The sequence below is a fragment of the Pantoea sp. RCC30.1 genome (assembly GCF_058148845.1).
Genome location: NZ_JBXUHX010000001.1, coordinates 469,671 through 495,322 on the forward strand (window position 1 = coordinate 469,671; position 25,652 = coordinate 495,322).

A 25,652-nucleotide genomic window follows, 5' to 3' on the forward strand; every position below is an offset into this window, starting at 1 on the left:
GTTCCAGAGGATACCTGCATGGCGCTCTCCCGGCGTATTGTCATTGTTGATGATGAACGCGCGGTCCGCAGTGGACTGAGCAATCTGTTGCATTCAGACGGCTATTCAACCCGATTATTTGAATCCGGTGAGGCGTTGCTGAGCGATGAGGATGCGCTTTCTGAGGCGGGCATGCTGATCATTGATGTCGGCCTCAAGGGCATGTCCGGCTTTGAGCTCTTTACCCTCCTGAAGCAGCGGGCCGATCTGCCGCCGGTAATTTTTATCTCGGCAGATTTGGAAGAAACCACGCTGTGGTATGCCATTGCGCTGGGCGCTGTGACTTTTTTGCGAAAGCCGATTGATATTGATACGCTGCTGACACTGATCCGTTGCGAGTTATCTCAGGGAGATGTGCGCTGATGAGCCTTCTTTCGGTTAATTTCCAGGAGAGTGACGACGCAGGGATCGCGATTGAAAATTTTGACACGTTGATGCCGCTGGCACAGGAGGGCTGTCTGCTCTGGATGCTGGCGCGCCGGACGTCTGGCGAGTCAATACTCATTGCCACCGGTAATAGTGACGACGTCACGTTTCAGGCGACCCAACAACTCAAAAATGAGCGCGCGCTAGCGGCGTATCTCTCTCCCCGCTGGGCCATTACCGCCACCGGTACCACCCGTTACCTCAACCGTTATGCGTTGATTTACCCCACGTTTCCGTTTCGCACCCTGGCTAACAATCTCGCGACCCCTCCCGACAAAATCGCCGACTTCCTGCAGGTTGCGTTGCAGCTTTGCTACACGCTCGGTCAGGCGCATCATCAGGGCATCGTGCATGGGGATATCAAGCCGGGTCATTTTTTTATCACTGACGATGGCCGGTTCCGACTGGGCGGGTTTGGACTTGCCTCGCTGGCGGCGCAGTCGGCAGAGAAAAACAACCTGCGCGCCACCGGCGGCACGCTGGCTTATATGTCACCTGAGCATACTGGCCGCACGCCGCATCCGGTCAGCAGCCTCAGCGATCTCTACAGCCTGGGCGTAGTGTTATATGAATATCTGACCGGTAAGCTGCCGTTTGGCTCACCGGATGCGGGAGAAGCGGAGTGGATCCATCATCACATCGCCAGCGCGCCCCGGCCAGCCGAACAGGTCAGAGAGGATGTGCCGCCGATGCTCTCGGTGATTCTGCTGCGTCTGCTGGCAAAGTCACCCGCTGACGGCTACCAAAGCGTGCAGGGGCTGATGGCCGATCTGCGCCGCTGCCAGGCAACGCTGACAGCGGAGAATACCATCGCATCCTTTACGCCCGGTCTGCAGGAGCGGTTCAGCACCAGCTTCCGGCCCGAGACGCTGTTCACTCTGCATCCGCAGGCCCGCGCATTGCTGACGACGCTGGAGTCGGTCAACCACACCGGAACGCAGAGTCTGGTGATGCTGAGTGGTGCGCCCGGCTCGGGTAAATCTGCCATTATCGCTTCCGCCCTGAAAACCCTGCAGCACCGACAGATTCTGCTGGCCGCCAGCAAAGCCGATCAACATTCGCCGGCCGTACCCTATGCCGCAGTGGCCTCCGCGTTTCGCACGGTCACGCTTTACCTGCTGGGATTATCGGCTCAGGAAGTCAGCAAATGGCGGGGACGACTGTTGCGGATTTTGGGTGGGTATACCGATTTAGCCATTGAGCTGGTGCCTGAGTTAAAACAGCTGCTGAATATCCAGGCCTTACAGCCGGTCGTGCGGCATGCCCCGGACGCCCGCGAGCAGTTTAATCAGATGGCCTCTGCGCTTATTCATGCTTTTGCCACGCCTGGCCGTCCGCTGGTGATGCTGATTGATGATGTTCACTGGGCAGATAATGCCACGCTGCAACTGCTGGAAAACCTGATAACCCGTAATGAGCATCTGCCGTTTATGCTGGTGCTCGCCTTCCGGGAGGGCGATTCGATGCCCTGTCCGATGATTGCCGGGTTTCTGCTGCGCATCAGAGCCGCCGCACCACGGGTAGTCGCGCTGATGCCGCAGCCGCTGAGTGTTAAAAGCATCGGCCGCTGGCTGGCGGGGAGACTGCATACCCGTCCCGGCGGCAATCGCGAGCTGGCACAGATACTCTTTGAGAAAACCGGTGGTAATCCGCTCTCTGTGCAGGAGTTCTTCCGGCAGGCGGTGGATGATGGGGTGATTAACTTACATCAGAATCCACCGAAATGGCATTACGACAGCCAGGCGCTGATGGCGCGTCACTACACCGACAATGTGGCCTCGCTGGTGTTAAGTCAACTGACGCGGATGCCGGAGAGCACACGTCAGCTGCTGGGGTCGCTGGCTTGTCTGGGGGCCAGCGGCGAGCTGTCGCTGTTAGGTCATCTCAACGCGACACCCGTGACGTTGATTCAGCAAAAGCTCGAGCCAGCTGTCAGCAGTCGTTTCATCAACCTGACTGGTGTGCACTATGCCTTTACTCACGATCGCGTGCACAACGCGGCGTTATTGCTGCCCGACCTCCGGCAGCAACAACATCTTCACCAGCAGGCGGCGGCCTGGCTGTCAGCAGCGGTTGTTACCGCCGATAACAGTGAGACCCTGTTCCGCGCGGTTTATCATATTGGCATGATTGCTGAACTGCCGCTCAGTATTGCTGACCGTGAACTTTACTATCCCCTCTGTCTGCGCGCTGCGCAGGCGGCGAAACGTGCCGGGGATTATCTCTCGGCGCTGCGCTATCTGCGCACCGCCCAGCGGCTCAGCCAGCGTATGTTTTCCGACAATGACTTTATGCTGGGCTTCGATGAAGCGGAGTGCGAGTTTCTGCACGGTAATCTTACTACCGCGCAAACGCTTTGTACCCGACTGCTGAATGAGCCGGGCACACTCACTGAAAAATCGATGGCCGCCTGTCTCTCGGCGGAAATTCACATGCGGCAGTCTGACAACCATCTGGCGCTGGAAACCGCGCTGGCCTGGCTGGCTGTCTTTGGTGTGCATCTCAACCGGGATCCTGATGACGCGCAGATCGACGCCGCCTGGCTGGCGCTCAGGACTCGCATTGGCGACTCCCCGCAGTCTGCTTTTGCCGGGCTGCCACTGAACAGCAATCCCGAAATTGAGTCGATCCTTAACCTGATGGCCAGCACCATTTTTGTCTCTGCCTACGACTGCCCGCAGCTGCATCTGATTCTGGTCTGCCGGATGCTGGATATGACGCTGGAGCACGGCATGACCGGCGCTTCTGCGTTTGGTCTGGCCTGGTTCAGTGTGCTGACGGGCGAACGCTATCAGGCCTGGCACTTGAGTTATGCCTGTGGCCAGGTAGCACGTGAGCTGGTGGAGCGGCATGACTTTATCCGCTATAAAGCCCGTACGCTGCTGCCACTGGATCAGGTGGGGATCTGGACACAGCCGCTGGATGTCGCCGTCGAATGCGCCCGTGAAACTTTTCGCGTCGCGGTAAGGCACGGCGATCGCTCCTTTGCCTGCCTCTCATTGCGACATCAGATCATGAACGCGCTGACGCGCGGCGATCACCTGGAGTCGGTGATGACCTCTATTGAGCGCGGACTCGCCTTTACCCGCAAAACGGTTTATCCCGACGTCGAGAATGTGCTGCTGATGCAGAAGCAGCTGGTAAGGCAGTTGCGTAACAGTAATGGGTTCAGAGCAGGCGAGCGCGACGAGGTTTTGCCGCTGGTGGCAGGCAGTGAGCCAGGACCGATCTCCGGCCCTAAAGCGATGGTGCGGTTCTGGGCAGGACTGTATCGGGGAATGGCCTATTTCTATGCCGGTGAATACGGTAATGCGCTTCGCTGTCTGGCAGACATTCAGCCACTGATCAGCGCGGTGCCCGCTTACATCTTCCTGATGGATCAGCATTTTTACAGTGCATTGTCCCTGAGTCATCAGCCTGAAACTGCTGATAGCGACGCGCTGCGAAGCCATCTGGATAAGTTTGCCGGCTGGACTGACCTCAATCCCGGTCTGTTTGCGGACAAATATGCCCTGGTGAAGGCAGAGTGTGCCCGACTCAGCGGCGACACGGGCGAGGCGCTGAAGCAGTATGAAAATGCAATCCGTCTCTCGCGGCAGTCGGGATATCTGCACATTCATGCGCTGGCAAATCAGCTGGCGGGTCGCTATTGCAAAGCCTTGCAGCTCGATACAGCCGCAGATGCCTACATTAAAGCGGCAATGGCCAGCTGGGAGAACTGGGGAGCACAGGCGATGGTGCGCCAGCTGGAGCAGCACTATCCGCATCTGGCCGCGCCGGTGCAAAACAGCGCGCTAACGACCATTCCTTTCACTCAGGACGCCGCTTTCTATGATCTGGAAAGTGTCCTGACCGCCGTGCGCGCATTGACGGAAGAGATCAATCTGGATCGGCTGATTCATACCCTGATGCAGATGCTGCTGGAGCGGGCGGGTGCCCAGCGGTGTCGTCTTATCCGCATTCTGGATGGCAATCTGCCAGAGACGCAGGCCTGGGCGGAAAGCACGGCCGATGGCGTGCGGGTGCAGATTGTTAAAGAGCGGCCCGACGCGACCGACCTGCCGCTATCGATACTGTCAGCGGTGATCCGCACCGGCCAGGAGATTCGCACCGGCAAACCAGAGACGTTCAGTCCGTTCAGTCAGGATCCTTACCTGGTCGCCTCGGGTGCAGCGGTGCTCTGTGTACCGATGTTCAGACAGGCCAATATGGTCGGGGTACTCTATCTTGAAAACCGCCTGATGCCCGATGCGTTCACCGCTGAGCACTCCCATATCGTGAAAACATTGAGTGCGCAGGCGGCGGTTTCCCTTGAGACGGCCCGACTTTACGCGGAGCTGCTGGAGGAGAACAACCATCGTCGGCAGGTTGAGAAACAGCTGCGTGCCAGCAAAACCTCACTGATGCTGGGCGAGAAGATCAGTCATACCGGCACCTGGCGCTGGGAAGTGACGGAGGACATGATGATGGTCTCTGAAGAGTATGGCCGGATTCTGGGGCTGCCAGCCGAACAGAAGGGGCTGTCGATGGCAGACTTCCTGACCCGCGTTCATCCCGATGATTATGAGTGCATCAGCGAACTGGTGACGCACAGCGTCAGTCAGGGACGCAGCATGGAGGCTGATTTCCGGGTGCTCAGGCCGGATGGTGAATGCCGCTATATCAAAGGCATCGGTGAGCCGGTAGACAATTTCCCCGAGGTGAAGGAGTACTTCGGCACCATTTCCGATATCACCTCGCAACGTCTGGCGGAGGATAGCGCGCGAATGGCGCAGGCGGATCTGGCCCGAGTCACCCGTGCCACCACCGTCGGGCAGCTTACCGCGTCCATTGCCCACGAAATCAGTCAGCCGTTAATGTCGATCGTGGCCAATGCGGGCGCCAGCCTTCGCTGGCTGAAGCGGGAACCGCTGATGCTGGAAAATGCCAGCAGCGGTCTGGATGAAATTATCAAAGAGGGGCAACGTGCCGGGGAGATTATTCGTGGTCTTCAGGCGCTGACCCGCAATCATGAGTCGAGTTTTGCTTCGGAAAACCTGCATCTGATTGCCCGCGATATTCTGGCGCTCTCCCGGATTGAGCTGGAACGACGCGGGATTTCGCTGGAACTAAAACTGCGGGCCGCGAAGGCAGATATTTTCTGCGACCGCGTTCAGATTCAGCAGGTGTTGCTGAATCTGGTGATCAATGCGATCGATGCCATGTCGGACGATCTGCCGCGTGCGGCGCTGTTGCGCCTATCATCAGAGAATCCCACTCCTGATACTCTGCGCTTTGAGGTGCGGGATAGCGGCTGCGGATTGCCTGACGACGTGCGGGAACGGATTTTTGAGTCGTTCTATACCACGAAAAAAGGCGGCATGGGCATGGGGCTAACCATCAGCAAAGGGATCATCAAAAAGCATTGCGGTGAATTAGGCGCAGAGAACCGCGCGGAAGGGGGGAGCTGTTTCTGGTTTACACTGCCGCTGGGATAAGCGAGTGGAGCAGGATGTCTGCCTGGCCTTAGCGGCGTCGGCTGTGATCAATGTTAAGCCGCTCTGCCGCCCGGACCAGATCGGTTAGCGAGCGTGCATTCATCTTCTCCATCACCCGTCGTTTGTGGACTTTAGCCGTAATTTCACTGACGCCCATTTCGGCGGCGATCTGCTTATTCAGCAGACCGCTAATGGCCAGCATCATCACCTCGGTTTCACGTGGCGTAAGGGTCTGATGTCGCTGCACTATCTCACGCCGCTCTTCAGAAGAGGCCAGATTCTGCTCTGCAATCTGTAAGGCTTCCGAAACCGCCTGCAAAATACGCTCAGGATCAACGGGCTTAGTCAGAAACTCGTAAGCGCCAGTTTTCATCGCCCGCACCGTGACCGGGATGGTTCCGAAGCCAGTCAGGAAGATCGTGGGAATGGCATAGCCGCGATCGATCAACGCCTGGGCGACATCAAACCCATCTGCGCCGGGCAGATTAATATCCAGAATCAGGCAACAGGGAAGTGGAGTCACAGCGTGTGCCAGGAAATCATCAGCTGAAGAGAAAGAGATAACCGTGTAATCGTCGGCGGTAAGCAGATTACGTAGTGCAGAAGTCACAGCCGCGTCGTCGTCAACGATATATACGATGGGATTCATAAGGACCTCATTTCAGCCAGAGTTTTACTGATCATTTAATTAAGCATGACGCGCAAAGAGGCCCTGATGGGAGTGCGTCGGGCAGGGTTAACAGGATATTACCATAACAGTAATCATTATCATCTTATAATTAACGGCTTATTAAAATTCAGATAAATTACTGATTGATATGGTTAAATCATGAGCATTGAATCATGTAGCTGTGTAGGAATTCTCGTTGTGAGTGTCGTGCTTTGTCATTTAAACGCCATATTCGTGCCATTCATAAGTCACTTAATAACGGCCAGGAGAATAGTGCCTTGCAGGTGCGGAAATAGTCCATACGCCGGTTTGCCGGATTACATCGTTTCAGCAGAACTTAATACGCAACAAGAAAGTGACAGTGCGAAATTAATTCAGATGTTAAGCGGTACGGCAGATGAGGGCGGGGCAATTCAGCGGCATCTAATAAAAGCCATGCCCTGAACGGTTCAGTGCATGGCGGGCGCTGAGGGCTATCAGAAGCTCAATCTGAAGCCTGCGGTTGCATAAACAGGGGTTTCGACCTTATTACCTTTCTGGTAGGTCACCTCAGAATAGATCGAGGCATTAGGAGCAACATCAGCGGTTAAGCCGATACCATATTTACCTACGTTGCCGGAATAGTGCGTGTTGAAAGCCACATCATTGATCTCTGTCTTGTTGCTTTTAACGAACTCACGGGCAGCGGCAACTTTGGCGTAAGGTCGCACGCTGTGGTCCAGCACGCTGAACTCGCTCTCAAGCAGCGTACCGATTTCACCCTGAACACTGTCGGCGGCGTGAACTTTTGCCGCCATACCGTTATCCAGGTTGTAGTTTGCTTTTCCGATGCGCGAGTATGCCACCCTGCCATAAGGTGTGACTTTGAACGGCCCGGTTAATGCCAGCGTGTAACCTGTTTCGGCGGCTGTGGTGAAGGTGTTCTGGTCATAGTTTCCTTTGACCCGGCTTCCACCGTTCATGCTGGTGGTCACTTCATTGTTGAGATGGTTAGCTTTCACCAGCAGGTCGGCATATAAGCCGCTGTTATCAAACCAGGTGGTATACAGGCCGCCACTGTAACTGCGAATGTTCCCGTTATCATTGTGTTCAGACTGAATTGTCGTCTTGCTGAAAGTGGTAAAAGCACCCATTAACAGCGTGCCGTTGCCGATCTCGCGCTGTTTATCAGCCCCGATCTGCATGCCATTCAGAGAAGAACGAAATGTACTGTAGCCATTGTCATCAAGGCGGGAGTTCTGATTAATGTAACGCGCCCAGACGCCTGTATCGCCACTCTGGCGGCGCAGGTCGCCCATTCTCTGACGCAGCGTGCTGGTTTCAGCATCCAGAATAACTCTGGGTGCGGTAGCCAGATTAATGACCGCCTGAGCGCTATTACTTAGTTGCGGCTGGGCAAATCTTGCCTGCTGCAAAGCGTCTGCCAATCGTGACGTTTCCTGCGACGGTAATTCTCCCGGTTTGCCACCGGCTAAATACCATTCGGTATGTCCGTTCCCGGTTTTACTGTAAAGCTTATATTGCCAGACACCCGCCTCAACAACGCCGCCATTATTAAGTAAATTGAAGCGCGCATCGCCGCTGTTGATATAAACCAGTTGCACATTGCGGGGATTAGCAATTTCCCGACCGGTATCGTCAACAACGATTCCAAAACGTCCGGTCGCTTTTTCAGAAACCGTTATTCTGTCACTTACCGCATCGGCAAGGCTGGTTGTAAGATAAAAAGTACCCTCACCGGAAAGATTTTTTAACGCGAGCTGATTGAACTGCGCGCCAGAGGCATAGGCAGCAAGGCCAACACGGCTGCCGGGCTGCATGACCAGATTATCGATACGCGTAACCAGTTCCGGTCCGACTTTATCCGGCAGCGGTGCATCACCATCGTCACCATCGCCGATCCAGGCCGGACCAATTTCCATTGAGCCTGCCAGGGTCAGGTTTTCAATATAAACATTCGCACCAGAAACCGGAGAATTAACGGTAACGTCAGTTGAGTTAATATCGTTGTTTGAAATATCTAATTCAGCCTGCGGGCCAATAAACAACTGTCCCGTAGAGACGGAACCCGTACCCATTTCAATTACGCCTGAGCCACTCACGGTGGTGTTGCGGATAGCAGGGTTAGCAGACTGATTATCATTGTCATAACGGACCAGTGAGATACGAGAGTTATCAGTAACCAGCGTCTCAGTAGCCAACCCGTCGCCCTGAATATATAAATTGCTCTCTCCGGTCAGGGTGATGTTGTTTACAGCGGGGAGCTGAGTTAAAGAGAGTTCCGCATCGTTATAAGTGGTGCCTGAAATGATTTGTGTATCGTAGTATGCCCCGGCACTCCAGGCAGCGGGGGAGAGACTGATAATGAAAGAGGCAACCCCTAATGAAAGGGTGGTTTTTTTGTGGTTAAAAGCGTTCATGATTTACATCCCTATAAGAATTAATTTAAAAATAATTGTGCAGCATCAGCGCAGTGCTGATTATTTGAAACATGGATGAAGTTATGCGGAATAGTTAATTGACGCTTCCCGGTCGATTATTTATCGGCTCCCTGCAGGCCAGACAATAAGCTTCCAGCCGCGCAATATATGGCGGTGAATCAGAGAAAAGGGAATCAGTCGTTAACACGCAGCGTAAAGCGTGCAGGGTAAATGCAAAGAGAGGGTAGATTGCGCGGCTTTTCATTGTCATCCCTGTTTATAGAGTCTTTTATCTGTGCGTCCTGGCACCGTGCGAAATTAACGGAATCCTTACAAATGTCAAGCACGGCTTAACATACCAGTGAAAATTCTGATTATGGAGCCACCGGGCTATGAATGCCTGACGAAGTGAAAGCGCCAGGCTAAGCCGTCTGCGTATCCTCGCACGGGGGCTTCAGAAATGTTTATTATTATAGTTACAACATGCCTTATTTGAGAAGATTTAATTATAACCTCAGCCATCGAGCAGTTATCGCTTAACACCACAAAAAGAGCCGCTCACATCCGTGACTGATGCATCAGAAAAACACGACGGACTTCACGCGGTAAGAAGTCATTACATTTTAAAAATCCTTACCTGTCAGCAATTAACCTTAATAAGCGTAGCGGTATTGATGGCGCGGTGGCTAATCCTCACTAAGCTTGTGATGCAACCCTCTAAATACAGGGGTATTTTTCCAGCAGGAATCTTTTTGCACTGTCGTCATGAGGCTTATATGAGTGAAAATTACTGCACCATTGTCTTCAATGGTGAACGGTTGAAAGGGTTAGCCGATCAACCGCTGATCGACTTTCTGGACGCTCACGGGAAAAAATTACCTCATGTCTGCTATCACCCGGCCTTGCCGCCGCTGCAAAGCTGCGATGTCTGTTGGGTAGAGGCCAATGGCGAGCGGGTTCGCGGCTGCACGCTTCGCACTGAAGAGGGCCTGGCGGTACAGAGCGAAGGCAGTTCGCTCAAGGCCGCACAGCAGGAGGGTATGGATCGGCTGCTCAACCGTCATGAGCTTTACTGTACCGTTTGTGAGCACAATACCGGTGACTGCACGCTGCATAATGCCGTGGCCGATATGCACATCCCGATTCAGTACTATCCTCATCAGCCCAAGCCTTACGCGAAAGATCACTCCAACCCGTTTTACACCTACGATCCCGACCAGTGCATCTTATGCGGGCGCTGTGTCGAGGCGTGCCAGAATGTCGAGGTCAATGAGACGCTGTCGATTGACTACACCCAGGCACATCCGCGTGTACTCTGGGATGGCGGCACAGAAATTGCCGGTTCCAGCTGCGTCAGCTGTGGACACTGCATCACAGTTTGCCCATGTAATGCATTGATGGAAAAAACCATGCAGCCCGATGCAGGTCCCTTCACTGCAATGGATGAGGGGCTTAAGCGTCCGTTAATCGATTTCGTCAAAACGATGGAAAACAGCATCGGCATGGAGCCGATTACCGGCGTTTCGAAAATCGATGTTGCGCTGCGCCAGTCTGAGATCAAACGCACCAAAACGGTCTGCACCTATTGCGGCGTAGGTTGTAGCTTTGAAATCTGGACCCGCGATCGTCACATCCTTAAAGTTCAGCCGGTCGCGGAAGCCCCGGCTAATGGCATATCGACCTGCGTCAAAGGTAAATTTGGCTGGGATTTCGTCAACAGCCCGGAGCGCCTGACGACCCCGTTGATCCGCGAAAACGGTCGCTTCCGGCCGGCCAGCTGGGATGAAGCTTTGCAGCGGGTTGCAGAAGGTTTACAGGGCGTTGCCCGGAAATATGGTGGCGATGCGATTGGCTTTATCGGCTCCAGCAAGGCCAGCAACGAAGAAGCCTATCTCACTCAGAAAATCGCCCGTTTAATCTTTGGCACTAACAATGTCGATAACTCCTCGCGCTATTGTCAGAACCCGGCGACAGAAGGGCTTTTCCGCACCGTGGGCTACGGTGGCGATGCCGGAACGATAAAAGATCTGCAGCAAACTGATTTGATTGTGCTGGTCGGCAGCAACCTCTCCGAGAACCATCCGGTGATTGCGTCGCACATTAAGCAGAGCCACAAACATCGCGACCAGAAACTGCTGGTCGTTGATCCGCGCCGTCATGAAATGGCGGAACGGGCTGACTGCTATCTGCGCATCCGACCCGGCACGGACCTGGTCTGGGCCTCGGCGATGGCGAAATATATGTTCGATCACGGTTATGCCGATGACGCGTTTCTGGCGCAGCGGGTTAACCAGGTTGAAGAGTACCGCGCCTCACTTGCTCCCTTTACGCTGGCCTTTGCCAGTGAGATCTGTGGACTGAGCATGACAGAGCTGACGAACGCGGCGGAGATGATCGGCCAGGCAGGAAGCGCCTGCATATTGTGGGCGATGGGGATTACCCAGCACAGCCACGGAGCTGACACCAGTACGGCGCTGTCGAACCTGCTGCTGGTCACCGGCAACTATGGCCGGCCGGGAACCGGCGGCTTTCCGATGCGCGGACACAACAACGTGCAGGGTGCCAGTGACTTCGGCTGCCTGAGCAATCTCTATCCGGGCTATGAAAAAGTCACTGACGCTGCGGCGCGCGAGAAATGGGCGCGTGCCTGGGGCGTCTCGCCTGATGCACTCTCCGACAAGCCGGGCGCCGATAACTTCAAAATGGTGCAGGAGGCCGGTGAAGGCAAAATCCGCGCGATGTACATCACCGGAGAAGAGACGGCATTTGCAGATGCTGAAGCCACGTCAGTGCATGACGCCTTCAGCAAGCTGGAATTTATGGTGGTTCAGGACATATTTATGTCGCGCACCGCCGAATTTGCCGATGTAGTGCTGCCCGGTGCACCCAGCGTGGAGAAAGAGGGCACGTTTGTGAATACCGAGCGGCGCATCCAGCACTTTTCCCCCGCCATGAAACCGCTGGGCGATTGTCGTCCTGACTGGCAGATCTTTACTGAACTTGCCGCGCGCCTTGGTCATCCGTGGCATTACCCGAATCCGGGCGCGATTATGGCTGAAGCGGCGGGCATTGCAGAGATTTTCGCGGGCGTCAGCTATGAGCAACTGGTTGGCTGGCAGTCACAGCTCTGGCCGGTCAGCGCCGCAGGCGAAAGCACACCCCGTCTCTATACGGAACGGTTTAATTTCCCGGATGGTAAAGCGCGCCTCTATCCGCTGAGCTGGCAGCCACCCGCTGAGCAGGAGGATACGGAGTACAATCTGCTGCTGAATAATGGCCGGATGCTGGAGCATTTCCAGTCGACGAATCAGACCGGGAAGGGTGGCCGCATGATGTCGCTATCGCCCAATGCCTTTGTTGAGATTTCACCGGAGCTGGCGGCCTCACGCGGCCTGACTGAAGGAGAGTGGGTGCGTATCACCTCGCGGCGCGGTTCGCTGGATGTGCCGGTGGTTATCACCGAACGCGTGGCGGGCAACGTACTGTTTATGCCGATTCATCATGGCAAGGATGGCGTCAACGCGCTGACCGGTGAGCATCACGATCCCGACGTCAATACGCCCGCTTATAAAGAGATCGCCGTCAACATGAAGCGGGTTGATCGCCGTCCGCAGCCTAATCCGGTGCCGTTACACAATTTCCGCCACGGTAACCGAACGCCACTGGATCACCTGCCGATTGAGCAGAAATGGCAGCAGTCTGGCTATCGCGAACCGCCTGAACATGTCGAAAAACCGGAGAAATTCTAATGGCAGAACGGATTAAGTATCAGGTCCCGCCGACCCGCACCGAGCGGACCGCACGGCAGGAGATGGATGAGTTGCTTGAAAATCTCCACCAGCACGGTTTTCTGCGGCTGGCGAACGACCTGGTTAAGTCAAACATCGAAGTGGGGAAAATTCTGGTCTCGGGCCTTAATCAGCCCGGCACCCAGAACGCACTACAGAATCTTTCGCTGCTGATGATGACGCTGGGCAGCGTGCCGCCAGAGCGTTTTAATCACTTGCTACTGGCGGTGCGTGATGCTGCGATGGCCGTTAAACCGGCGAGCGATGAGGCCCGGCAGGAAAAAGCCGCGCCGGGCATCCGCGGCATCATCCGGTTACTCAATGATGAGGATCTGTGGCGCGGACTGCGGCCAATCTTCGCGGCGCTGGAGGTCTTCTCACAGCAGATCGACCGTGAAGAGGAGAAGCCGGTTACACGCTTCAGTGGCAAGCCCAGCCGGGAGTAGTTCTGCCTTCGATCGTTCAGGATCGCGTGGGGGTGTAGACCAGATGACCGGCTACACCGCCCGCACCGCCATCTTTAGGGTGGTTGATGCCATCGGAGACCGGCACATCGGTAAAATCGAACGGTGAAATGCCTTCAAGACAGGCGACGTTAACCCCAAACTGATCGGGCTGAGAGCGGCTCTGATGAAAGGTGTAGATACCGCAGACGGAGCAGAAGTAGTGGCCCACCTCTTTGCTGTTGAAGCGATATTCTGTGAGGTGCGCTTCACCCTGCGTCAGCTCAACTTTGGTCGCAAACACCACTACCGCGCCGCGCATCCGGCAAAACGAGCAGTTGCAGCGGCGCACCGTGTTAAATCCGTCCTTCAGCGTCACCCGATATGCCACCGTGCCACAGTGGCATTGTGCTGTCATTTCATTCTGCATCATGATCTCCTGTGTAGTGAAACACCCAGCTTTCAGCCTACGCCAAAGCTCGGGTTTTAGCAGCATCGCAGGCAGATTTGTCCGCATTTCAGGCAAAAGGTGTCAACCGTCTGATCTGGATCGAAGTAAAAACTTCGGGGATGTGAAAGGGTGCTTGCTGAATTTTCTGACCCTTAACCTCAGCGAGGAGCATGACCGACGATGGAATTATCTACCCACCAACTACCGGAAGGTATCGTGCTGACGCTGCGTCAGCCCACAGCAGCCTCCAAATCCCCGGTGATTATTCTTTGTCATGGCTTCTGCGGAATCCGGGAGATTTTGCTGCCTGCGTTCGCGGAAGCGTTTACCCTGGCGGGTTACGCTACCCTGACTTTTGACTACCGTGGATTTGGTGACAGCGAAGGCGAGCGGGGACGTCTGGTGCCTGCGATGCAGATCGCTGACATTCTCTCGGTCATCGCATGGGCAAAACAGCAACCGGCGCTGGACCCGAGCAGAATAGGTTTATGGGGCACCTCTTTTGGCGGATGTCACATCTTTGGCGCGGCAGCGAACAACCCGGATGTGAAATGTGTTGTCAGCCAGCTGGCCTTTGCAGACGGGGAAGAGATTGTCACCGGGCAACTGGACGCGACAGAAAAGGCGGGCTTTATTGCTACGCTGGAGAAGATGGATCAAAAGCGGCAGAACAGCGGCAAAGAGATGTTTGTTGCTATTACTCGTGTGCTGAACGATGAAGAGTCAAAAGCGTTTTTTGAGGAGAACCGGCATAAGCACCCGAAAATGGACATCAAAATCCCGTTTTTAACCGTCCGGGAAACGCTGCTCTACAAACCCGCCATGAATGCCGCGAAAGTTACCTGTCCGACCCTGGTCGTGGTCGCGGGTCAGGATAGCGTGAACCCGCCTGAGCAAGGGCGGGCGCTGTTTGATGCAGTAGCCGCAACAAATAAGCAGCTCTTTGTGGCAGAAGAGGCCCGTCATTACGATATTTACAGCGGTCAGCACTTCGCGTCAGTGATTAAGGTGCAGACGGCGTGGTTCGCGGCGCATTTGTAACCTGAAGCAGGCTCGCTTCTGCGTGATCTTCGCTGACCTGGGTCGCGATCCAGGTAGGAGCGAGTTTATTCCGTGCTGAACATTGCGCAGGCTCAGACCGTGATAAGCGTAATCTCTTCAGCTTCAAACGCATCCAGCAGCGTTTTATCGAGCTTCTCCTCAACCACCAGCGTTGTGATATCGCGGCATTTCGCCACACTGAACCTCGCCACGGCGGGAATTTTATCCGCCGTCAGCCCGACTATCACCTGACTGCTTTGCGCCATCGCGACTTTCTTGAATTCGCAATCGGCATAATCGAAACCAGTCAGCCCGGCCTCCGGACTCATGGCGCAGCCGCCAATAAACGCCTGATCGAAAAGTATTCCCTGAATCTGACTAATCGCGGTTTGCCCGACCACGCCGCCCGTACTCTTCTGTATCTGACCACCCAGCATGATCACCTCCGCGACAGGATGGTTAATCAACAGCGCGGCGATATCAGGCGCATTGGTGACGACGGTCAGACTCATCTCCGACGACAGTGCCTGTGCCAGCGCCAGATTCGTCGTGCCGGCATCAATAAAGATGCAGCTGCTGGGTTTAACCAGGCTGGCACAGCGCTGCGCGATCAGGGCTTTTGCTGCATGATCGTGCTCTTTTCGGCTGATGAAACTACCCGCGTCCGACAGCTGTAACACCGCACCGCCGTAGACCTTTTTACATAGCCCCTCTTTACTGAGTTCATGCAAGTCGCGCCGTATCGTGTGCTCTGACACCGCCATTTGCCGCGCCAGATCCGCACAGACGACGCGACCATTCTGCTGCAAGATCTCACGAATCAGCGCTTGTCGCTGTTGCGGGAAAGCTGCATAATCGAGCATAACTACTCCAGAGTGTTCATAATCGAGCTACAGTGAGCATGATCGTTCACTGACGGGCGGGGTGTCAACAGAATATCATCACCCTTTCCCGGCTCACTGACATCCACTAAAGGATCGCAATGGCTAATAACGTCTCTTCCACACAGGCAACGCGTATTATCTTTTTTCTGGCCGGATTTATTACTGCGACCTGGGCCGTGATGGTGCCTTTCGCCCGCGCCAATACCGGCGTCAATGAGGCACAACTGGGGACATTACTGCTCTGTCTGGGCGTTGGCGCGCTGATTGCGATGCCGGTAACGGGCTGGCTCACCAGCCGCTTTGGCTGCCGCCGGGTGATTCTGGTTGCGGTCGCGCTGATCATCATCAGCACGCCGTGGTTGTCGGTGCTCAGCGATCCGCTGCTGCTGGCGCTGGCATTGCTGCTGTTTGGCGTGGGCATCGGCGTCACCGACTGCGCCATGAACATTCAGGCAATCCTGGTGGAGAAGCAGGCTGAGAAGCCGGTGATGTCCGGTTTTCATGGCATGTATAGCGTAGGTGGTATAGCGGGTGCAGGTTTTATGACGCTGATACTGGCGATGGGTTTCAGCGTGCTGACCGGCTGCTTACTCGCGGTTGTCGCGGTTATTATCATGACGCTGGTCAGCGCATCGGGTTTACTGACCTACGCCAATCCCGCTGAAGGTCCGGTGTTTGCGGTTCCGCGCGGCAGCGTACTGATTATCGGCATCATCTGTTTTGCCGTCTTCCTGACGGAAGGTACCGTGCTGGACTGGAGTGCGGTCTATCTGACTGATGTCCGCGCCATTCCGGCGTCACTGGGTGGACTGGGTTATACCTGCTTTGCCATCGCGATGACCATGGCGCGGCTGACCGGCGATCGCATCATCTCGTCGCTGGGACGTTTGCCGGTGGTGCTGGGCGGCGCACTAATAGCCGCTGCAGGAATGGCGATGGTGACATTTATCGATTCCTGGCCGCTGGCGTTGCTGGGATATACCCTGGTCGGTGCAGGCTGCGCCAATATCGTGCCGGTGATGTTTTCTGCTGCCGGACGTCAGACGGTGATGCCACAGGCTGTAGCCGTACCCGCCATTACTACGCTGGGTTACCTGGGCGTGCTGAGCGGGCCAGCCGTGATTGGCTACGTGGCGCATTACACCCATCTCGCTTTCTCATTTTCATTGATCATGGCACTGATGCTGATCGTCGGCGCGGTCTCGCTGACGCTGGATTTAGGCCGTAATCGCGTGGGAGAGAACGCATAAAATAACCCAGCTCGCGCTCCTGACAGGATGTGATTGAAGGGCCGCGGAGCCATCCTCAGGAGGAACGGAAGCGGCCTGACATTAATCTCCCAGCCGGATCCAGCGGCGTCCGGCCAGCACCGTCAGCGCCACAATGGTAATGCCTGCAGCCAGATGCATAGAGAAATCAATGATATGCAGATGAGTATCATGACACAGCGACAGCAGCATTGATGAGGTAAACGCGCTGCCGCAGCCGCTCAGCGCGAGACTGCGCGCGGGATAGAGTGAACGGGTGCGTTTCAGGGCGATCACAGACATCAGCATCATCGGCACGCTGGCCGACAGCATAAACAGATAGCAGTGTATCCCTTCACCCAACCGGCTCGCGCCCGCTGGCGGGGTCTCAGATGACATATTGATCAGATTTAGCGCCAGCCACATCATCGCCAGCAGCATCGGCCAGCGCAGCTTAATCGGTTTCCGTCCTGCAATACTCAGCGTAAAGGCGGCCGCCAGCGTGCTGCCCGCGATGACGAGCGACAGCAGCAGGGCAACCAGCGCTAACATGGCGCCAGGCTGAGACCAGTCCGTCAGACGGCTGTGGAACGCCCAGCTGGTCAGCGCGCCACAAGGCAGGGCAAGCGCGATCCAGCCCGCGACGCGCCAGGTCGTTGGCCAGACGCGCTGCACCGGCTGTGCAGAGGCGCTGAGCTGATTAATTAACTGGTCATGGTTTCTCATGATGACCCCGTCTATATTTACGAAGGTTGACCATTGCCCGATGCAACAGAGATTTAACCGCAGAGAGAGACTGATTGGTTTCAGCGGCTGCCTGCGCCAGGCTCTGCTCGCGCAGATGCACAGATTCGACGATCTCCCGCTGGCGCAGCGGAAGGGTATCCAGATACCCGGAAAGGATATCCGTATCCGCTGAGGATTCTGCGCTTTCAGCAGGCCTTCGTTGCAATTCCTCATCATCCTGAACTTCCTGACGACGACCGTGCTGACGCAGCGCATCAATGGTTCGCGCAGAGGTGATGGCGGCAACCCAGGGAAGGATCGGGCGCTGCGGATCGTAAGTATGCCGCACCCGATGGATCGCCAGCAGCGTCTCCTGAATCACGTCCTCAACCAGCACCTCGTCACGGATTTTTTTGCACACCAAGGCCCGGATGGCCGGAACCATCACCTTGAGTAACTGGTTATAGGCAGCTCTGTCACCCGCCTGTGCACGGGCCATCAAATCTGGCCACTGCTGTGCGCGTGGATCAGTCTCTGACATCGATCATCAGCAGTTCAGCACACTGTCGCAGTGGCCTGACAACGCGTCAGGTAATCGTTTCATCAATCCTCTCAGGTTTTCTTTCCTTTTTCCGTCGCCTGATCCAGCGCTGAAATCACAATTCCAGGCGTCAGTACCTGCGGCAGCACCACCGGTTTTCCGCCGTCAGCCGGGTAGACCACGTAGAGTGGCAATCCACCGCGACCGAAATCACTCAGCGCCTGTTCAACATCGGGATTGTATTTGGTGGAATCTGCGACCATGTAAATAGTGCTGGTGCGCGCCATGGCCGCCTTTACCGCCTGCGTCGAAAGCGAGGTGCGATCGTTCACCTGGCAGGTAATACACCATGACGCGGTAAAGTTCACCAGAATGGGCTTGCCCTGGCCTTTGATCGCGTCAACATTCTGCGGCGACCAGGCCACCGCGGCAGCTGCCTGTGAGGCGGTTTCCGTTTCAGCGGGCGCGCTGGCAAAACTGTTCAGATTCAACAACGGCACCATGACCAACGCCAGGAAGAAAGCGGTCGCAACATGCAGTACCACATGGCGCTGTCCCATCATACGGCGTTTCTGCGCCATCCCATACAGCCAGGCGGCAAAACTAAACAGTAAGCAGCAGGCCAGGATCGCAGCCAGTGCCGCCGATCCCGCCTGACGTTCCAGTACCCAGATCAGCCAGCCCACCGCGCCCAGCATCGGAAACGCCAGACCCTGTTTTAAGGTGATCATCCAGGCACCTGGCTTTGGCAAAACTCGCGCCAGCACCGGGAAAAATGAGATCAGGGTAAAGGGCGCAGCAAAGCCCAGCGCCAGTGAAATAAAGATCACCAGACTCACCAGCGGAGGCTGAGTCAGGGCAAATCCCACTGCGCTGGCCATGAAAGGTGCGCTACAGGGAGTGGCGACAATGATGGCCAGCGCGCCGGTCAGTGCTGAACCGACTAAACCTCCGCGATTGCCACCCATTTCGCCAACCCGCTGTACTGATAGTCCGACTTCAAACAGACCGAGCAGATTCAGTGCTGAGCCGAGCATCACCAGAATCAGCGCGGCGATGACCAGCGGCGATTGCAGCTGGAACCCCCAGCCCACCGAAGCGCCACCGGCTCTTGCCAGCAGCAATACCGCAGTCAGGGCAACCATCGTCACCACGACGCCCAGTAAGAAGGCCAGGCCCTCAGCACGGGCGTGCGATGGCGATTCGTGATGGCGGATCAGGCTCAGTGCTTTCAGCGAGATCACCGGAAACACGCAGGGCATGAGGTTCAGAATAATGCCGCCCAGGAAGGCGGCTGCAATCGCAGTCAGCATGATGTACCTGCTCAGAAGATGAAGTTATGCCGGATTGGCCTGACGATATTTTTTAACGGCATCCATCGCTTTCTGGATATGCGTATCAGGATTTTTATCGGTGAAGCTCAGCAGAATCTTGCCGTCGGGCGCAATCACATAGGAGGTGCGGTCCGAGATTTTCTGACCCTTCATCTCCATTGTGCTCTTATATTCTGAGGCGACTTTGGCACCTGGATCGGCTGCTACAGTAAATTTGTCACGGCATTCCAGCTGCGAGAATTTAGCAATCTGATCGGTATTGCCTGCGGTGACGCCAATGACGGTCGCACCCTGTTTTTTGAATTCATCGGTCGCTTCAGCAAAGTCATGCGCTTCGAGCGTGCAGCCCGCACTAAACGCAGCCGGGAAGAAGTAGAGGACAACCGGGCCTTTTTTCAGGGCCTGCTGCAAAGAAAAGGTGGTCGATTTACCCGCAAGAGCGGCGTCGAGTTTGAAGTCCGGCGCTTTTTCACCGACCTGTAACGCCGCAAAAGCGGATGTTGCCGGAACACTCAGTGCCAGTAGCGTAGCGACGGCCAGGGTTTTCAGGGTGTTTTTCATTGGCATTACTCTCTCCATTGACGAACAGACGGAGTTGTCTGACGTCTCTGATAAAAGGTTCGTTCAAAAATCGAAAAAGTTGCGCGGTTTCGAAATTTTTTACTCTTTTTTTTGTGGCGCGTTATCAGTTTGTTAATATTCCGCCCAGGTCATTATTAGCTGAATCGAATAAGGCTTAAGCTTCTTCACCTCAAAGAACCAGTCGTCGTTATTCTTTTAATATCCTTTTCAATGTGATTGAACTCTCAATAATGGCGCTAAAAAGCGCCGATTTACCGTCAGGTGAGCATCGTCACGTTTCTGGTAAGCCTCAACCAGTAAATTCCCCTTATGGAATGAAAAAACGATTCAGCAAATGGGGTAAATGATGAAGATTAAACTGGCGTTAACGGTACTGGCGGTTCTGGTTTCAGGTTCTGCCGCGGCGAAAACCTGGGTGCTGACGAGTGCTGAACAGGGCACAGAGCAGGGAAACTGGCAGATTTCCAGCAGTCAGCTGAAGTTCCAGGGCAAGCCGTTCAGCATTGAGCAAAAAGTCCTGCATGGTGGCAAGCAGGAAGGCAGTAAAATCATCACAATCCACAGTCAGGATGGCCTGAATATCACGCTCAGTCCGACCCGAGGCATGAACTTACTGCGCGTAGAAGGTTTTGGCACCCGCATGGGCTGGGATTCACCGGTTAAAGAGGTCGTCAATCCTGCCTACATCAATCTTGAGAGCCGCAACGGTCTGGGCTGGCTGGATGGTTTCAACGAGATGATGGTGCGCTGCGGCTACGAATGGACGGGTCATCCGGTGACCGATCAGGGCCGTATCTACACGCTGCACGGTAAAGCGGGTAACACGCCGGTTTCCCAACTGGAAGTCGAAGTGGCTGACGCGGCACCGCATGAAATCCGCATTCGCGGCCTGATTAAAGAGAGCACCTTTAAGAAAACCGATTTGCAGACCCTGACCGAATTGCGCTACGTGCCGGGCAGCAACAGTTTCAGCCTGCATGATGTGTTAACTAACCACGGTGACTATCCGCACGATTACCAGATCATCTATCACAGCAACTTCGGTAAACCTATTCTGGAAGAGGGCGCGCGCTTCCTGGCACCGATGTCCGGCATCAGCCCGTTCAATGACTACGCGAAAGCCGGATTAAAGGACTGGCAGACTTACAAAGGTCCGACCAAAGACTTTGATGAGATGGTGTTCAACATCAAGCCGCTTTCCGACAGTAATCATCAGACCGTCGCTGCGGTGATCAACAAAGCCGGAAACAGCGGCGCATCGATTCAGTTCGATACCCGTCAGCTTCCGATGCTGACCTTATGGAAAAACACCGACACGCTGAAACAGGGCTATGTGACCGGCATCGAGCCAGGCACCAGTTATGCCTATCCGGTCACTATTGAACGTGAACAAAAGCGTGTGAAGCAACTACAGCCGGGAGCCAGCACAGCATTTGATCTGACGTACACCTTGCTGCACAGCAGCGAGCAGGTTAATGACGTTGAGAAACGCATTAAGGGCATTCAGGGTGAGAAGAAGATTGATGTGAGCGAGACGCCGATAGCCAAAGAGTAACTGCCAGAGCGCCCCGGTCCGTGCCGGGGCCGTTTTAATCTGACTGACCTGCAATTGCTGTTCACTCCTTAACGTTTCTTAAGCGCGCTGCTGCCTTGCTTGCCTGATCATCTTCGAACTTATCTCTGCTTTTAACTGACGCGTCTGCAAAATTCACTGATCCCATTTTAGGTTGGCGGAGTCGATGCGCCCTCAATACTTAACTAAAATTAAAGTCTCGATAATCTCTTCCGATAATACATAGAAGGTGTGTTTTCAGGCACAAATATGTTCTTCCGTGGATATCCAGGTTTACAGGTTACATCAGCAACGCCACACGCGTGCAAAACGATTTATATAGCCTGTAACAGGTATTTAGCTGATGCGGAATTACGTGAAAGAAAAACGAAGATAGATAAAAGTCGCCCCGTGAGGTTTGCATGTTTAATCTAAGTAAAGTCATACCCAGGGTTACAAAACCCGTCTCCCTGAATATGGCTGATGATGTCAGCGCAATCAAATACGCGATGGGATGGGTGGAGTTTTCTCCCCAGGGTCAGATCATGATGGCTAATGATATGTTCCTCGATATGACAGGCTACTCCCTGAACGAGGTTGTCGGTTTACATCACAGCTTACTCTGCCAAAGCACGTACACCAAAACCCCGGAATATGCGAGGTTCTGGAAGGCATTATCTTCAGGAGAGTCGGTAAACGGTGTGTTTGAACGTTGCAGGAAAGATAAATCCGTGTTTTATATTGGCGGTTCATATTTCCCTGTAAGGAATAAACATAATGAGGTAGTAAGGGTAATAAAAATTGCGAGTGATATTACAGAAGAGCATAAAAAACTCAAAAGTAAAGAAGCTATTATCAGCGCGATTAACGCCTCGATGGCCCTCATAGAATTTACCACAGAGGGTGAGGTGTTAGGGGCAAATGACAACTTCCTGAAGTTAATGGGATATCAGCGCGATAATATTATCGGTAAACATCATCGTATATTTTGCTTTAATGATTTTTATACTAAAAACCCCGACTTCTGGGCGAAAATCAGAGGGGGACACTCTTTCAGCGGGCGATTTGAGAGAAAAAATATTGCAGGTGAGCGCGTCTGGCTCGAAGCGAACTATACACCGGTTCTTAATGCCAATGGCGCTATCGAAAAAGTCATCAAAATTGCGTCGGACATCACTGTCAGAGTCGAAAATGCGAGAAGAATTGCAGATATTGCAGTGACCACTTCGGAAGAGACTTCTCAGATCTCGCATAATGCTAAAGAAGTATTAGATGAAACTGTCAGAAATTCCATGCTGGTATCCGATAAGGTAGAAGCCGCTGCTGAAGTGAGCAAAAAACTTTACGAGTCTGCAGTAAATATCAGTGAAATAATATCGACAATCAGCAGTATCACGTCTCAGACCAACATTCTGGCGCTCAATGCAGCCATAGAAGCTGCACGAGCCGGCGAAGCTGGCAGAGGATTTGCTGTGGTTGCAGAAGAGGTCAGGCGACTGGCTGCGTCAACCTCCACATCTACGCAGAAAATTACCACTGTCATTGAAGAGAACAACCGGCTTATCAACGATATGTATCATCAGCTTGATGAAATCAGAAAAATCATTTCAAGTGAAAATGACAAAATTAGTGAGCTGGGAAGAAGCTTCCAGGAAATTAATAGCGGAGTGAATGAATTTTCTACAGTGATTAATCAGCTCAATGCCTGATACCCTGAGCCAGTTCTGCTTGTCACGCGCCTTTGTGAGGCGGTAGCAGGGACTGGCAAGGCATTATTCTCTATTATTAATCCTGGCTATCATATTTCAGTATCTCTCATTATGAACTAACCCTATATGCAAAAGACTGAACAACTTTTGGCCGAGCTGAATGGTACAGTCAGTGATCTTGTCAGCGAAACGCAATGTCTGGAGGGCTGGGGCAGTGTATGATTAATCGTAGTCTGCGGGCGGTTATGAACCTTGTGAGCAACAGACTTAATTTAACATAAGATAGATTATGCGCACCAATGGACCAGAGACCAGACAGAGGTTAACCCTCTAATCAACCCTCATCTGGATTCTACGGGCAACCTGCCGATGACAATGAAACACGGCGTCTGTTGCTTAGTCTTGCACACTTCTGCTCGCGCCCTTACTTACTGCGAATCGTCAGCATCTATGGCTTAGATAACGAAGTCTCGTGCAGATGTCGCCACATTATCTGGCCAGCATCATTTACCTCGAACACAACCGTAGAAAACCGCAGCGTGGCGCTTTGTCCCGAAAGTTGCTGCATCTCTTTGTAAACCACGGTGGCATTTCTTTCACTCTCAGCAACAATCTGCATATCGCAAATATCAATGTCTAAGCCAGGACGTGCTCCACGCTGAGTGCGGAAAAACGCGCTTAATGCCGGGAAGTCGAGCAAGGCACCGCCCGGTGTCACCATAGAATATTCAGGACTAAAACGCGCTAAAAGTCCCTCACAAACGTCATCATGTGCATCTTTATTGCCCAGCCAATTGCGAATCAATTCGTGGGCGTACAGGACTTCCTTAAAATAACGATTCATTATTACTCCTTAGTAAGCACAGTGATAACCTTCTGATTTGAAATGCGTAAACAGCACAAAACCGGAATCACAGCGCTGCATGCCGCTATAACAAAACAGAGATGGTAAGCGTGTTCTGTTGCTATGCCGGTATCAGCAATCAGGTTGAATAGCAGGCTGACCAGCGTAACGCCGAGACAAAAACTGAGCTGGCGATTGATATTCCATAGTGCGCTGGCATCGGCAAGTTCGTTATCGGCGATGTGAATAAAAGCAGCACTTTGAGCCGTACTGCTGCACAGGCTGCCGCCAAACCCCATAAAGGCGAAAGCCATTACACAGACAATCATGTCCTCTGGCTGACCGGTTAGCACCAGCATGCCAATACCCAGCGCCTGCACAAGGCAGCCGGTTATAAATAGCGGGCGCGGCCCCCAGTGGTTGAACGTCTTACCTGTCAGGCTGATGGCAGCAAAGGACGCCAGAGACCAGGGCAGCATGAGCGCGCCAACAAAGCTTGCGTGCATACCTAATTGATTTTGCAGGTAAAGCATAGTGAGCATACTAATGCCGGTGAACACACCGGGGATAAACTGATAAATCAGCATTGCAGTTTGTAACAACGGATCCCTGACCAGATGCAGGTTAATCAGTGGCTGTTTTTTTCGAAGCGCGTCCCACACATAACCCGCCAGAGTGATACCCCCCGCCAGCAGCATGAACGCTCCCTGATAAAGCCGGTCAGTTTCACCCAGCCAGGTGAGTCCCAGAAGGATCAACATGAGCGCGGCACAACCGCTGATCAAACCGATCAGGTCCAGCGGCTCAGATGCGTTCGCCGGACTGTCAGCCTTCAGCCAGCACCCCGCCAGCACAAATGCCCCAACCGCGAGTGGCAGGCTCACGAGAAACACCCAGCGCCAGCTAAGGTTCTCCACCAATATTCCTCCAAAAGCTGGCGACAAGGCGGGAGCCAGTAGTGCAATTAACATCACGACTGACGATAACTTCGCACGTTCATTGCTCCTGTATAACGCATAGGTCATCGTCTGGCCGATGGGGATCAAAATTCCGCCACCGATGCCCTGTATCCAGCGCCACGTGATGAGCTGTGTAACCGATGTTGATGCACCCACACCACAGGTGCCCACAATGAAAATAAGCAGTGAGAGCATGAACAGGCGTTTAGCGCCCATGCGCCGCACCAGCCAGCCACTGAGCGGTATGACCAGCGTCAGTCCTAAGATATAGCCATTACTGATCCATGCCAGCTGGGTAACGGGCGTATCAAACTGTCTGCCAATGCTGGGGTAAGCCACATTGGCGATAAACATGTTTACCAAATCAATAAAAAACCCCAGCAAATAAACACTGGCTACGCGCACTCGATAGCTCATTTTGGTTCCAGGCAGATCAGCATCAGCATCAGCATCAGCTGCGCAGTATAGGGGCTTAAATTGTCAGGATAAATTCACTTTCCGTTGTTACACTGTCAAAAA

18 protein-coding genes are annotated in these 25,652 nt (G+C 54.0%); 8 read left to right on the forward strand and 10 right to left on the reverse strand.

What is annotated here, in order from left to right:
• Positions 1-18 precede the first annotated feature (18 nt).
• Both AC2LB6_RS02230 and AC2LB6_RS02235 read left to right on the forward strand, forming a co-directional pair.
• Entirely contained in the window at positions 19-402 is a 384-nt protein-coding gene (locus tag AC2LB6_RS02230) for a response regulator transcription factor (RefSeq protein WP_490092240.1), read from the forward strand.
• Positions 402-5,942: an AAA family ATPase gene (locus tag AC2LB6_RS02235; protein ID WP_490092241.1), complete on the forward strand. Its 5,541-nt coding sequence runs from the start codon at positions 402-404 to the stop codon at positions 5,940-5,942. The genes AC2LB6_RS02230 and AC2LB6_RS02235 overlap by 1 nt, the downstream gene beginning before the upstream one ends.
• A gap of 28 nt (positions 5,943-5,970) precedes the next feature.
• On the opposite strand, the gene AC2LB6_RS02240 is transcribed toward AC2LB6_RS02235, so the two are convergent.
• Both AC2LB6_RS02240 and AC2LB6_RS02245 read right to left on the reverse strand, forming a co-directional pair.
• Positions 5,971-6,591, reverse strand: a complete 621-nt coding sequence (locus AC2LB6_RS02240; RefSeq protein WP_490092242.1) for a response regulator transcription factor — start codon at positions 6,589-6,591, stop codon at positions 5,971-5,973.
• A gap of 497 nt (positions 6,592-7,088) precedes the next feature.
• The gene (locus tag AC2LB6_RS02245; RefSeq protein WP_490092243.1) at positions 7,089-9,032 is read right to left on the reverse strand and encodes an autotransporter outer membrane beta-barrel domain-containing protein; all 1,944 of its coding nucleotides are present in this window, start codon (positions 9,030-9,032) and stop codon (positions 7,089-7,091) included.
• A gap of 776 nt (positions 9,033-9,808) precedes the next feature.
• Here AC2LB6_RS02245 and fdhF point away from each other — a divergent pair.
• Both fdhF and AC2LB6_RS02255 read left to right on the forward strand, forming a co-directional pair.
• Positions 9,809-12,781 carry a formate dehydrogenase subunit alpha gene (gene fdhF, locus AC2LB6_RS02250; protein WP_490092244.1) on the forward strand — a complete coding sequence of 991 codons (2,973 nt, stop codon included), beginning with the start codon at positions 9,809-9,811 and terminating at the stop codon, positions 12,779-12,781.
• Positions 12,781-13,266, forward strand: coding sequence for a helical membrane plugin domain-containing protein (locus AC2LB6_RS02255; protein ID WP_490092245.1), 486 nt, complete (start codon positions 12,781-12,783; stop codon positions 13,264-13,266). The genes fdhF and AC2LB6_RS02255 overlap by 1 nt, the downstream gene beginning before the upstream one ends.
• A 16-nt stretch (positions 13,267-13,282) precedes the next feature.
• Here the strand turns inward: AC2LB6_RS02255 and AC2LB6_RS02260 are convergent, their stop codons facing one another.
• Positions 13,283-13,693, reverse strand: coding sequence for a GFA family protein (locus AC2LB6_RS02260; protein WP_490092307.1), 411 nt, complete (start codon positions 13,691-13,693; stop codon positions 13,283-13,285).
• Positions 13,694-13,894: 201 nt separating this feature from the next.
• Between AC2LB6_RS02260 and uilS the strand changes: the two genes are divergently transcribed.
• The gene (gene uilS, locus AC2LB6_RS02265) at positions 13,895-14,755 is read left to right on the forward strand and encodes a UilS family quorum-quenching N-acyl-homoserine lactonase (protein WP_490092246.1); all 861 of its coding nucleotides are present in this window, start codon (positions 13,895-13,897) and stop codon (positions 14,753-14,755) included.
• 92 nt (positions 14,756-14,847) lie between these two features.
• On the opposite strand, the gene AC2LB6_RS02270 is transcribed toward uilS, so the two are convergent.
• A complete protein-coding gene (locus tag AC2LB6_RS02270; protein WP_490092247.1) occupies positions 14,848-15,618 on the reverse strand; it encodes a DeoR/GlpR family DNA-binding transcription regulator in 771 nt (256 codons plus the stop codon).
• A gap of 119 nt (positions 15,619-15,737) precedes the next feature.
• Here AC2LB6_RS02270 and AC2LB6_RS02275 point away from each other — a divergent pair, with 119 nt between their 5' ends.
• Positions 15,738-16,889, forward strand: a complete 1,152-nt coding sequence (locus AC2LB6_RS02275) for an MFS transporter (protein WP_490092248.1) — start codon at positions 15,738-15,740, stop codon at positions 16,887-16,889.
• An 81-nt stretch (positions 16,890-16,970) separates the two neighbouring features.
• On the opposite strand, the gene AC2LB6_RS02280 is transcribed toward AC2LB6_RS02275, so the two are convergent.
• The 4 genes from AC2LB6_RS02280 to AC2LB6_RS02295 all read right to left on the reverse strand — a co-directional run bounded on the left by AC2LB6_RS02280 (position 16,971) and on the right by AC2LB6_RS02295 (position 20,054).
• Complete coding sequence (locus AC2LB6_RS02280) at positions 16,971-17,612, reverse strand: DUF1109 domain-containing protein (protein WP_490092249.1); 642 nt, start codon at positions 17,610-17,612, stop codon at positions 16,971-16,973.
• Positions 17,599-18,153: a sigma-70 family RNA polymerase sigma factor gene (locus tag AC2LB6_RS02285; RefSeq protein WP_490092250.1), complete on the reverse strand. Its 555-nt coding sequence runs from the start codon at positions 18,151-18,153 to the stop codon at positions 17,599-17,601. The genes AC2LB6_RS02280 and AC2LB6_RS02285 overlap by 14 nt, the downstream gene beginning before the upstream one ends.
• Before the next feature lie 71 nt (positions 18,154-18,224).
• Entirely contained in the window at positions 18,225-19,466 is a 1,242-nt protein-coding gene (locus AC2LB6_RS02290) for a protein-disulfide reductase DsbD family protein (RefSeq protein WP_490092251.1), read from the reverse strand.
• A gap of 24 nt (positions 19,467-19,490) precedes the next feature.
• Complete coding sequence (locus AC2LB6_RS02295) at positions 19,491-20,054, reverse strand: peroxiredoxin (RefSeq protein WP_490092252.1); 564 nt, start codon at positions 20,052-20,054, stop codon at positions 19,491-19,493.
• Between the two features lie 361 nt (positions 20,055-20,415).
• Between AC2LB6_RS02295 and AC2LB6_RS02300 the strand changes: the two genes are divergently transcribed.
• Both AC2LB6_RS02300 and AC2LB6_RS02305 read left to right on the forward strand, forming a co-directional pair.
• Positions 20,416-21,624, forward strand: a complete 1,209-nt coding sequence (locus tag AC2LB6_RS02300; RefSeq protein ID WP_490092308.1) for an aldose 1-epimerase family protein — start codon at positions 20,416-20,418, stop codon at positions 21,622-21,624.
• Between the two features lie 419 nt (positions 21,625-22,043).
• Positions 22,044-23,330: a methyl-accepting chemotaxis protein gene (locus tag AC2LB6_RS02305; protein ID WP_490092253.1), complete on the forward strand. Its 1,287-nt coding sequence runs from the start codon at positions 22,044-22,046 to the stop codon at positions 23,328-23,330.
• Between the two features lie 448 nt (positions 23,331-23,778).
• On the opposite strand, the gene AC2LB6_RS02310 is transcribed toward AC2LB6_RS02305, so the two are convergent.
• Together AC2LB6_RS02310 and AC2LB6_RS02315 are read right to left on the reverse strand one after the other, a co-directional pair.
• Positions 23,779-24,174: a DUF4440 domain-containing protein gene (locus AC2LB6_RS02310; RefSeq protein WP_490092254.1), complete on the reverse strand. Its 396-nt coding sequence runs from the start codon at positions 24,172-24,174 to the stop codon at positions 23,779-23,781.
• Positions 24,175-24,176: 2 nt separating this feature from the next.
• The gene (locus AC2LB6_RS02315) at positions 24,177-25,550 is read right to left on the reverse strand and encodes an MFS transporter (RefSeq protein ID WP_490092255.1); all 1,374 of its coding nucleotides are present in this window, start codon (positions 25,548-25,550) and stop codon (positions 24,177-24,179) included.
• Between the last annotated feature and the right edge of the window lie 102 nt (positions 25,551-25,652).